Annotated in this window: 6 protein-coding genes; 3 read left to right on the top strand and 3 right to left on the bottom strand. The window is 74.4% G+C overall.

Translation table 11 applies throughout. The features are described from left to right. Window positions 1–30: 30 nt before the first annotated feature. On the bottom strand, window positions 31–1,050 hold the full coding sequence (locus BJP40_RS04645; protein WP_071278800.1) for a DUF3533 domain-containing protein: 1,020 nt from the start codon (window positions 1,048–1,050) through the stop codon (window positions 31–33). Between the two features lie 178 nt (window positions 1,051–1,228). Between BJP40_RS04645 and BJP40_RS04640 the strand changes: the two genes are divergently transcribed. Next, complete coding sequence (locus tag BJP40_RS04640; protein WP_071278799.1) at window positions 1,229–4,708, top strand: DNA polymerase III subunit alpha; 3,480 nt, start codon at window positions 1,229–1,231, stop codon at window positions 4,706–4,708. After that, entirely contained in the window at window positions 4,705–5,694 is a 990-nt protein-coding gene (locus BJP40_RS04635) for a hypothetical protein (protein ID WP_079170916.1), read from the top strand. The genes BJP40_RS04640 and BJP40_RS04635 overlap by 4 nt, the downstream gene beginning before the upstream one ends. Before the next feature lie 222 nt (window positions 5,695–5,916). On the opposite strand, the gene BJP40_RS04630 is transcribed toward BJP40_RS04635, so the two are convergent. Further along, window positions 5,917–7,131 carry a serine protease gene (locus BJP40_RS04630; protein WP_071278797.1) on the bottom strand — a complete coding sequence of 405 codons (1,215 nt, stop codon included), beginning with the start codon at window positions 7,129–7,131 and terminating at the stop codon, window positions 5,917–5,919. 540 nt (window positions 7,132–7,671) lie between these two features. On the opposite strand from BJP40_RS04630, the gene BJP40_RS04625 reads away from it, so the two are divergent. Continuing rightward, entirely contained in the window at window positions 7,672–8,550 is an 879-nt protein-coding gene (locus BJP40_RS04625; RefSeq protein ID WP_071278795.1) for a triacylglycerol lipase, read from the top strand. Between the two features lie 43 nt (window positions 8,551–8,593). On the opposite strand, the gene BJP40_RS04620 is transcribed toward BJP40_RS04625, so the two are convergent. Next, window positions 8,594–9,628, bottom strand: coding sequence for a lytic polysaccharide monooxygenase (locus tag BJP40_RS04620; RefSeq protein WP_071278793.1), 1,035 nt, complete (start codon window positions 9,626–9,628; stop codon window positions 8,594–8,596). Between the last annotated feature and the right edge of the window lie 437 nt (window positions 9,629–10,065).

Raw genomic sequence — 10,065 nt, 5'->3', positions numbered from 1 at the left:
GGGGCGGCGGGCGCGGCTGCTCCCGGCGGTTCACGAGCCGATCGCCCTGCCGGGGATGCCGGGCCGTCGCACCGACGACACGACCAGGGTCACCACCGTGCCCACGGCCGCCCAGATCGCCAGCACCTGGAGCGATCCCGAGATCGCGTTCCCGTTGAAGTAGGCGATGGAGCGGGCCGCCCACGTGCCCGCGCCCGGCGGCAGGGCGGGGCCGATCGCCCGCCAGAAGTCCGGCAGCATCGGTCCGGGGAAGACACCGCCCGCGCTCGGGTTGCCGGCGATCACGATCAGCAGGACGGCGAGGCCGATCCCGACGATGCCGGTGAGCGACTGGAGCGCCAGGGTGGCCGCCCCGACCGCGAACACCACCAGCGCGCCGAGGCCCCACAGGGCGGCCAGGCTCCCGGGCAGGGCGTCCAGGACCGGGCCGACGATGAGGGCGCCGCCCAGACCGCCGAGGACCGCGGAGAGCGCGAGCACGGACAGCCGGATGATCGCGCGCGGGACGTTGGCGGGCCGCGCGCCGGCGCTGACCGCCAGGGCGGACGCCAGCAGGTAGCCGCCCACGCACCACCCCACCACCAGGTAGAACGAGGTCAGTCCGTTGAAGTCCTGGCGGGAGGCCGGGGCCAGGTCCACCGTCCGCACGGTGCGCCCCTGGGCCCGTTCCGCCCGGGTGACGATCTGCTCCAGCGTGGTGGCCATGGCCTTGCCGCCGCCGGAGGCGACCAGCAGGGTGTCGGTGGTGCCCGCCGGGTCGACGACCAGCGCGCCGTACACCTTCCGGTGCAGGACCTGGGACCTGGCCTCCGCCGCGTCGCCCAGGGCGCGCGGGTCCAGCGGGTCGCCGGGCAGCCGCTCCAGCCGCGCGGCGGCCTGCTCGGCGGCCGCTCCCGGGGCCGCGACCCCGAACGGCACGTCCTTCGGTTTCGGATCGTGCAGGGCGCCCACGTAGGAGGCGATGAACAGCAGCTGGAGCGCCAGGACGCCGAGGACCAGCAGCGCGGCCCGAGGCGTGACGGCACCACGGAGTTCGGAGGCGAACGTCATGGTGCCACGCTCCGGGGTGTACCACGTTTGTGCAGGTGGGAGGGGTCCGAATGGCTGAGGAGGGGGCGGTGGCGCCGCGTGGGCGGGCCGTGCCCAACGGAGTCGTACATCCGTTCGAACTTGGTCTATGGTGGTGAGCAAGGGGGTGGTGAGGTTCGGATCGACTCAGGAGGTGCGGGTGCCACCGTTCACGCATCTGCACACCGTCTCCGGCTTCTCCCTGCGCTACGGGGCCTCGCACCCGGAGGCACTGGCCGCGCGTGCCGCCGAGCGGGGCATGGACGCCGTCGCCCTGACCGACCGCGACACCGTCGCGGGAGCGGTCCGGTTCGCCCAGGCGTGCGCGAAGGAAGGCGTCCGCCCGCTGTTCGGCGCCGACCTCGCCCTCGGGCCGCGCCCGGTCGCGGACGCCCGGCCCACCGAACGCCGCCGCACCCCCGTGCGCGGCGGCGCCTTCGTCGACGAGTCGGCGCCCCGCGCCGTCTACCTCGCCCGCTCCCGGCACGGCTGGGCCGCCCTGTGCCGGATGATCGGCGCCGCCCACGCCGACCGGCCGGACCGCCGGGCCGGCGCGCCCGCCCTGCTGCCCTGGGACGACAACCACGGCGAGGACCTGACCGTCCTGCTCGGACCCGCCTCCGACGTCGGCCGCGCCCTCGCCGAGGGCCGCCCCGACCGCGCCGCCCGGCTCCTCGCCCCCTGGCGCGAGCGGTATGGCGACGCACTGCGCCTGGAGGTCGTCCACCACGGACGCACCGGCACCGGCCCCGGCTCGCTGCGGCACGCCGCCCGCACCCTCGGGTTCGCCGCCGACCAGGGCGTACGCCCCGTCCTCGGCAACGCCGTCCGGTACGCCGACCCCGGCCAGGGGCCGGTCGCCGACGTCCTCGACGCGGCCCGCCGCCTCGTCCCCGTCGACCCGTCCAAGGGCCTCGACGGCGGCGAGCGCTGGCTCAAGGACCCCGCCGCCATGTCCGCCGTCGCCGAACGGGTCGCCGAGGCCGCGGGGCAGCGCCGCGACACCGCCCACCGGCTGCTCGCCCTCACCGAGGAGACCGCCGCCGCCTGCCTGGTCGACCCCGAGGACGACCTGGGCATCGGCACCGTCCACTTCCCCGAACCGCACCTCGTCGGCGCCGGCCGCCGCACCGCCGAGCGCGTGCTGCGCTCCCGCTGCGCCGCCGGCATGGTGCTGCGCGGCCTCGACGGGAAGCGGGAGTACTGGGAGCGGCTGGACGACGAGCTGCGCACCGTCGAGCGGCTGGGCTTCGCCACGTACTTCCTCACCGTCGCCCAGGTCGTCGACGACGTCCGGGGCATGGGCATCAGGGTCGCCGCGCGCGGCTCCGGCGCCGGCTCCCTCGTCAACCACCTGCTCGGCATCGCCCACGCCGACCCCGTCGAGCAGGACCTGCTGATGGAGCGGTTCCTGTCGGTGCGGCGGCCCGCGCTGCCCGACATCGACATCGACGTGGAGTCCGCCCGCCGCCTGGAGGTCTACCGCGCGATCCTGGACCGCTTCGGCCCCGAGCGGGTCGCCGCCGTCGCCATGCCCGAGACCTACCGGGTCCGCCACGCCGTGCGGGACGTGGGCGCCGCGCTGTCCATGGACCCGGCCGACATCGACCGGATCGCCAAGTCGTTCCCGCACATCCGCGCCCGGGACGCCCGAGCCGCCCTCGACGAGCTGCCCGAGCTGCGGGCGCTCGCCGGCGAGCGGGAGCGGTACGGCAGGCTGTGGGAGCTGGTCGAGGCGCTGGACGCGCTGCCGCGCGGCGTCGCCATGCACCCGTGCGGGGTGCTCCTCTCCGACGCCTCCCTGCTCTCCCGCACCCCCGTGGTGCCCACCAGCGGCGAGGGCTTCCCCATGGCGCAGTTCGACAAGGACGACGTGGAGGCGCTCGGCCTGCTCAAACTCGACGTCCTCGGGGTCCGCATGCAGTCCGCGATGGCCCACGCCGTCGCGGAGATCGCCCGCACGACGGGGGAGCGGATCGACCTCGACGACCCGGCGCAGGTGAAGCCGGGCGACCCGGCGACGTACCGGCTCATCCGGTCCGCCGAGACGCTCGGCTGCTTCCAGATCGAGTCGCCGGGCCAGCGCGACCTGGTCGGGCGGCTCCAGCCGGCCACCTTCCACGACCTGGTCGTGGACATCTCCCTCTTCCGGCCGGGTCCCGTGGCCGCCGACATGGTCCGCCCGTTCATCGCCGCCCGCCACGGCCGCACCCCCGTCCGCTACCCGCACCCCGACCTGGAGGAGGCGCTGCGCGAGACGTACGGGGTCGTGGTGTTCCACGAGCAGATCATCAAGATCCTCGACATCATGACCGGCTGCGGCCGGGAGGAGGCCGACGCGGTGCGCCGCGGACTGTCCGACCCGGAGTCCCAGGGGCGCATCAAGGCGTGGTTCGCGCAGCAGGCCCGGCGCAAGGGGTACGCGGACGACGTGGTCGCGCGCACCTGGGAGATCGTGGAGGCGTTCGGCTCGTACGGCTTCTGCAAGGCGCACGCGGTGGCGTTCGCCGTGCCGACCTACCAGTCGGCGTGGCTGAAGGCCCATCACCCGGCGGCCTTCTACGCCGGGCTGCTCACCCACGACCCGGGCATGTACCCGAAGCGGCTGCTGCTGGCGGACGCGCGACGCCAGGGGGTGCCGGTGCTGCCGGTGGACGTGAACCGGTCGGGAACCGCACACCGTATCGAACTGGTGTCTGAGGGCGCGTCTGCTTCACCCCTTTCCTCCCGCGTGTGGGGGCTGCGGCTCGCCCTGGCCGACGTCCACGGCATCAGCGAGACCGAAGCCGCCCGCATCGAGGCCGGGCAGCCCTACGCCTCCCTGCTCGACTTCTGGGAGCGGGCCCGCCCGAGCCGGCCCGTCGCCGAACGGCTCGCCCAGGTCGGCGGACTCGACGCGTTCGGCGCCAACCGCCGCGACCTGCTGCTCCACCTCGCCGAGCTGCACCGCGTCCAGCGCGGCACCGGCTCGTACGGCGACCAGCTGCCGCTCGCCGGCGGCCGCAGGTCCGCCCCCCTCGGCCTGCCCGACCTGACCGACGCCGAACGCCTCAGCGCCGAACTCGGCGTCCTGTCCATGGACGCCTCCCGCAACCTCATGACCGACCACCACGCCTTCCTGGAGGAGCTCGGCGTCGTCACCGCGCGGCAGCTCCGCATGACGGCGAACGGCCGGACCGTGCTGGTCGCGGGAGCCAAGGCAGCCACCCAGACCCCGCCCATCCGCTCCGGCAAACGCGTCGTCTTCACCACCCTCGACGACGGCACCGGCCTGGTCGACCTGGCCTTCTTCGACGACAGCCACGAGCGGTGCGCCCACACCGTCTTCCACTCCTGGCTGCTGCTGGTCCGCGGCACCGTGCAGCGGCGCGGCCCGCGCAGCCTCAGCGTCGTCGGGACCGCCGCCTGGAACCTCGCCGAACTCGTCGAACTGCGCCGGGAGGGCGGCCTCGACGCGGTCGCCGCCCGGCTCGCCGAGCCCGGCCCCGGCCCCGCCGGACGGCCGGCCGGCGACGACCGCCGGATCACCATGCCCACCGGGTACGCGATGCACCCCTGGGCCGACCTGCGCCCGGCGGGCGAAGCGGGCGCGGCACCCGGACGCAAGCTGTGGCACCAGAGCCAGGGGAGCGCGGGATGAGCGGCGCGATCCTCTCCGTGCGCTTCCGGACGGAGCAGGCCCACGAAGGCGGCGGGCCCGCGGCGGAGGCGCTGCTGCCGCACCTCCTCGGCCTCCTGGGCGCGTTCACCCCGCTCGTGCAGGCCGACCCGCCCGACGCGGCCCTGGCCGACCTGCGCGGAGCCGTGCGGTACTTCGGGCGGGGCCCCGCCGAACTGGCCGCCGTCATCCGGGTCCGGGCGCTCGCCCTGTACGGCGTGGACTGCGCCATCGGCGCGGGGCCCAACCCCCTGCTGGCCCGCATGGCGGCGCGGCGGGCGCGGCCCGGCACGACCCTGGTGGTCGACGACCCGGAGGAGTTCCTGCGGGACCAGCCGGTCGGCGCGCTCGACGGCGTCGGCCGGAGCACCGCCCGCACCCTGGGCGCCTACGGACTCGACACGGCCGGCCGGGTCGCGGACACCCCGCTCGCCGTGCTGCAACGGATCCTCGGCGCCCGCGCGGGGCGCGACCTGTGGGAACGGGCGCGGGGCGTGGACCGCACGCAGGTCGTCCCGGACGCCGCGGCCCGCTCGGTCGCCGCGGAACGGTCCTTCCCGCGCGACGAACTCGACCGGGACCGGCAGCGCCGCGCCCTGCTCTCGCTGGCGCAGGAACTGGGCGCCCGTATGCGGTCCGAAGCCCAGGTGTGCCGCGCGCTCACGCTCACCGTGCGGTACGCCGACCGGTCCGCCACCACCAGGACCCGCACCCTGCGCGAACCGACCGCGCACTCCGCGGCCCTCACCACGGCCGTGTACGCCCTGCACGACGGGCTCGCCCTCCAGCGGGCCCGGGTGCGCGGCGTCACCCTGCGCGCCGAGGGGCTCCTGCCGGCCGAACAGGCCGCCCACCAGCTGTCGTTCGACCCTGCCGACGAGAAGGCCAGGAAGCTGGAGGAGGTCGCGGACCGGGCCCGGGCACGGTTCGGCCCGGACGCGATCAAGCCGGGATCGCTCGCGGCGTAGTCACGGTCACCGCCTTCGCCCAGATGGCGGGGCGGGTGGCGTGCGGCCGCGTCGCCGGTGGCGGCTGACGCGGACTTGGCGGTGTCGTCCGCGTCGTTGTCGGGACCGGTGCGGGGAGGGGCCCACGGCGCCGGCGGCGGTGAAGGCGGGCCGACGCGGCCGGCGCCCCGGGGCCCGCTCGTCGGCCCGCCGCCGGGGCCGTCCCTCGTCGGCCCGCCGCGGTCAGGCTCCGGGGGTGACGGACTGGGCCGCCTCGAAGGCCGCCTCCTCCTGGTCGCCGAAGTGGGTCCCGGCCATGTAGGGGCTGGGGGCGCGGGACTCGGCTTCGGCGACCAGGTCGAGTCCGCCGCTGACGGACTGGGCGAAGTGCGACGTGACGCCCGCCAGGATGCCCTCACCGGTGGACGGGTCGAAGTCCTTGAACCAGGGGCCGCCGCTGGAGCCAGGGCTGAACTGCGTCTTCATCAGGTCGCTGTTGGTCTCCCACCACCACTCGCGGTTGATCCAGGACGGGCCCTGGCTGAACAGCAGCGAGCGCCCGTCGTAGATGCGCTGCTGCGCTGCGGGGACGCCGTTGGCGTTCGGGGCCCCGTCGATCACGGCCGCGCCGGTGCTGGAGAAGTTGGGGCCGCTGTGGCTCTTGACGTTGGCAACGGGGTAGCCGAAGTTCGTACGCGGCGTCTTGCGGGCCTGGTGGAAGCCGATCGGCTGGCCTCCGCCCACGACCTCTTCGACAGGTCGGTCGTCGGCCGGGCTGTCCACGACCATCGCGGCCATGTCGTTGTTGTTGAGGTGGTTGGCCTGGGCCGCCCAGCCCTCGGTCCACCACGCGCGGGTCACCGCCCACACGCCGTGGGGTGCCACGTCGGGGCCGGTCGCGGGGCCCTGGTCCAGGTCGGTGCCCGGCGCGACGCGTGGCAGGTTCTCGCCCCGGAAGCCGGGGATGAACAGCGCGTTCGTCGCGACCTGGTTGAGGTCCAGTGGGGCGTTCAGGCCCCAGTTGACGCGCAGGCAGTGGGCCGCGGTGACCACGACGCTCTTGTTCCGGCTCTTGACCACCGTGGCGGTGCAGGCCGCGAGGCCGTCGGTGGCGCTCGCGCCGTCGGCGTTGCGCATCCGCATCACCAGCTTGCCCACCGTCCGGGTGATCTTCCCGGCCCCGGCCCAGGGGCGGGCGGTGTCGTCCCATCCGGCCGCCGGAGCGGCTGCTTCGGATCCGTCGCCGTTGAGCGCGGCGGCCGACAGCCGGTTCAGGTTCCAGTAGTCGACCTGCCGCTGGAGCCCGGCCCGGTAGTCGGCGCCGGACGGGACGAGGCGGAGCTCCGCGGGCCCGGCGGCCCGCGCAGCGGGGGCGCCGCCCACGGCGGTGGCCGCGACGGAGGCCAACACGACGGCAAGGACGGGTAACCGCCGGCGGACCGACTCACGCAAGGTCATGGTGCACTCCTCATCGGACGAAGGGGTCCGGTGCCCGGGCGGTGCTGCGGCTCCGCCCCGTACGCGGACCGGGGTGACCTGTGCCGGGTGGTGCCCGACGGCGCCGACCGCGTACCCGGGCACCTTGTGCGGGCACTCTAGGCGCAGACCGGGTACGCATCTGCTCCGAACTCATCGGATGTGGCGCATAGTCGGCGCCGCACGGCCGCGGTCGTGGCGCGGCCCGTGCGGCGTGTGTCCGTCGGGCGGGCGGCCGCCGTCCTTGCCGGGCGGGCGCACCGCGGAGCCCGCGCGCGGGGTCCCTAACCGGAGGCCGCACCGCCACCCGGCCCGCGCTGCGCGAACGACACCCGCTAGCAGAGACCGAAGCGAGCGCCCCACATTTTACCGACGCGTAACTTCCCACCCGACGCTACCCGTACGTAACTTGGCCTGAAGCGCGGCCGTGCCCCGCCGCGCCGAAATCCCCCTTCATCAGTGGTCCGGGCCGCTGGGGCGTACCGCCATCGCCCATTCCTTGAGCCGCAAGGAGACCACTTGATGCTGCCCTCACGCATACGATCCCGGGCCCACCGCGCCTCCAGAGCCCTCGTCGTCCTGCTGCTGGCGCTCGCCGCCACCCTGCTCCCCACCAGCACCGCCCAGGCAGCCGCCGGGCCGTCCTCGGGCTGGAACGACTACACCTGCCGCCCGTCCACCGCCCACCCGCGCCCCGTCGTCCTCGTCCACGGCACCCTCGGCAACTCGGTCGACAACTGGCTCGGCCTCGCGCCCTACCTGGTGCGCCGCGGCTACTGCGTCTTCTCGCTCGACTACGGCCAACTGCCCGGCGTGCCGTTCTTCCACGGCCTTGGCCCCATCGACAAGTCCGCCGAACAGCTCGACGCGTACGTCGACCGGGTCCTGGACGCCACGGGCGCCGCCGAGGTCGACATCGTCGGCCACTCGCAGGGCGGCATGATGCCCCGCTACTACCTCAAGTTCCTCGGCGGCGCCGACCACGTGAACGCCCTCGTCGGCATCGCGCCCGACAACCACGGCACGACCCTGTCGGGCCTGACCAAGCTGCTGCCCTTCTTCCCGGGCGCGGAACGGTGGCTCACCGAGAAGACCCCCGCCCTGACCGACCAGATCGCCGGCTCCGCCTTCATGCGGAAGCTCAACGAGGGCGGCGACACCGTCCCGGGGGTCCGCTACCACGTCATCGTCACCAAGTACGACCAGGTCGTCACGCCCTACACCTCCGGCTACCTCAGCGGGCCGAACGTCACCAACGTCCGCATCCAGGACAAGTGCGCCCTGGACTTCTCCGAGCACCTGGCCATTGGTCTGATGGACCGCATCACCTTCCACGAAGTGGCGAACGCCCTTGACCCGGCGCGCGCCACCCCGACGACCTGCGCGTCGGTGCTCGGCTAGCCGCTCAGGGCCCGGGCCGTGAGCGGCCCGGGCCCGTGCCTGGTCAGGCGGACGTACGGCGGCGGGCCGCGCCGAACACCAGGGCCGCGCCCGCCGCCAGCACCACCGCGCCGCCGACGGCGACGTACGCGGTTGCGTCCGAACCGCCGGTCTCGGCCAGGTTCTGTTCCGCCGGGGCGGGGCCGCCCGGGGCAGCAGCCTCGGGAGCGGCCTGCGCCGTGTCGGCCACGGGGGAGGCTGCCGTCCCGGCGCTCTTGGGCTCGGGCGCGTTGCCCCCCTCCGGCGCCGGCTTGCCGGACTCCTCGCCCTGACCGCTCTGACCGGCCTGGCCGTCGTGCTCGCCGTGCTCGTCGCCGCCGTGGCCGCCGTGGCTGACCGTCGACTTGTCGGCGTTCTCCTCGATCTGCTCGTCCGTCGGCGCGGACGCCACCGGCCCGGGCTCCGCCGTACCGCCGAACACCACGTCGGAGCACGTGTAGAAGGCCTCGGGGGAGTCCGAGCGCTGCCACACCGAGTAGAGCAGGTGGCGCCCTGACCGCTGCGGGACCGTGCCCTCGATGACGTACGCCCCGTTCTCCAGCTTCGGGTCGGTGGCCGTGGCGAACGGCTTGTCCTCCAGATCCGCCCAGGTCAGCGGCTTGGACGGGTCATAGCCCGCCTTGGTGAGGTACAGCGCGAACGAACCCCGGTGCGGCGCGGTCGCCTTGTACCGGAACGTGTGGCTGCCCGCCTTGAGCGGGCTGGCCGGCCAGTCGGCGCGCGGCAGGTCGAGGCCCTTGTACTTGTCGCGGCCCGCGCTGCACAGCTTCCCGTCCGGGATGAGCTGACGGTGGCGTCCGGCGGCGTCACCGATGTTGACCTCGTTCCAGTCGTAGAACGCCTGGGTGCCGCTCGCCGCGACCGCCGCCTTGCAGGCGTCGGACTTCGGGTTCTCCGGTCCCTCGGCGTGGCACGCGGCCACCCGGCTGACCGGGTCGGTCATCGAACCGTGCGCGGCGGCGGGGGTGGCGGTCGCGACCAGCATGAGCGGCACGGCGGCGAACGCGAGCGCGGCGGCCCCGTTGCGGAGTTCGGACATGGGGATCTCCTTCGGCGAAGCGGATGTGGGGGTGGGGACCCGGCCCCGAGGGAACGGCCCGGGGCGGGCGACCGGGGCGGACGGAGCGCCCGGCGCGGCCCCCCGACAGCGCCGGGAACCACCGGGACCGGGCCCCGGTGATCAGCAAACTAGCTACTCGCACACGCCACTTGACCCGGAAGGAGCCGCGGAAGGCGATCTTTATGATCCGCTTAAGGAGACGCTAAGAGCACGCTCAGGAAGGCGCACCCAGAGTGGTCGTCTGGGCCTGGCAGTCCGGTGTTCATCGTCCGCCGTAGTCCGCCGGAGTTCGTCTGATGTTGTGGTGTGTGGCTCCCTGTACGGCTCCCTCGGGGAGCCACCGCCGTTCCACTTTCGCGAATGGAAGGTACTGCTCAATGGCCCTGTCACCCGTTCTTCTCCCCGGATACGCTGGT

Origin of the sequence: Streptomyces sp. CC53, assembly GCF_001865245.1 — a bacterium.
Taxonomy (GTDB): domain Bacteria; phylum Actinomycetota; class Actinomycetes; order Streptomycetales; family Streptomycetaceae; genus Streptomyces.
This window is presented reverse-complemented; position numbering and strand designations above follow the sequence as displayed.

Excerpts from the sequence above, each read along its gene's own strand:
- BJP40_RS04645 (WP_071278800.1), bottom strand. The coding sequence starts at position 1,050 with ATGACGTTCGCCTCCGAACTCCGTGGTGCCGTCACGCCTCGGGCCGCG.
- BJP40_RS04630 (WP_071278797.1), bottom strand. The coding sequence starts at position 7,131 with ATGACCTTGCGTGAGTCGGTCCGCCGGCGGTTACCCGTCCTTGCCGTC.
- BJP40_RS04620 (WP_071278793.1), bottom strand. The coding sequence starts at position 9,628 with ATGTCCGAACTCCGCAACGGGGCCGCCGCGCTCGCGTTCGCCGCCGTG.
- BJP40_RS04625 (WP_071278795.1), top strand. The coding sequence starts at position 7,672 with ATGCTGCCCTCACGCATACGATCCCGGGCCCACCGCGCCTCCAGAGCC.
- BJP40_RS04635 (WP_079170916.1), top strand. The coding sequence starts at position 4,705 with ATGAGCGGCGCGATCCTCTCCGTGCGCTTCCGGACGGAGCAGGCCCAC.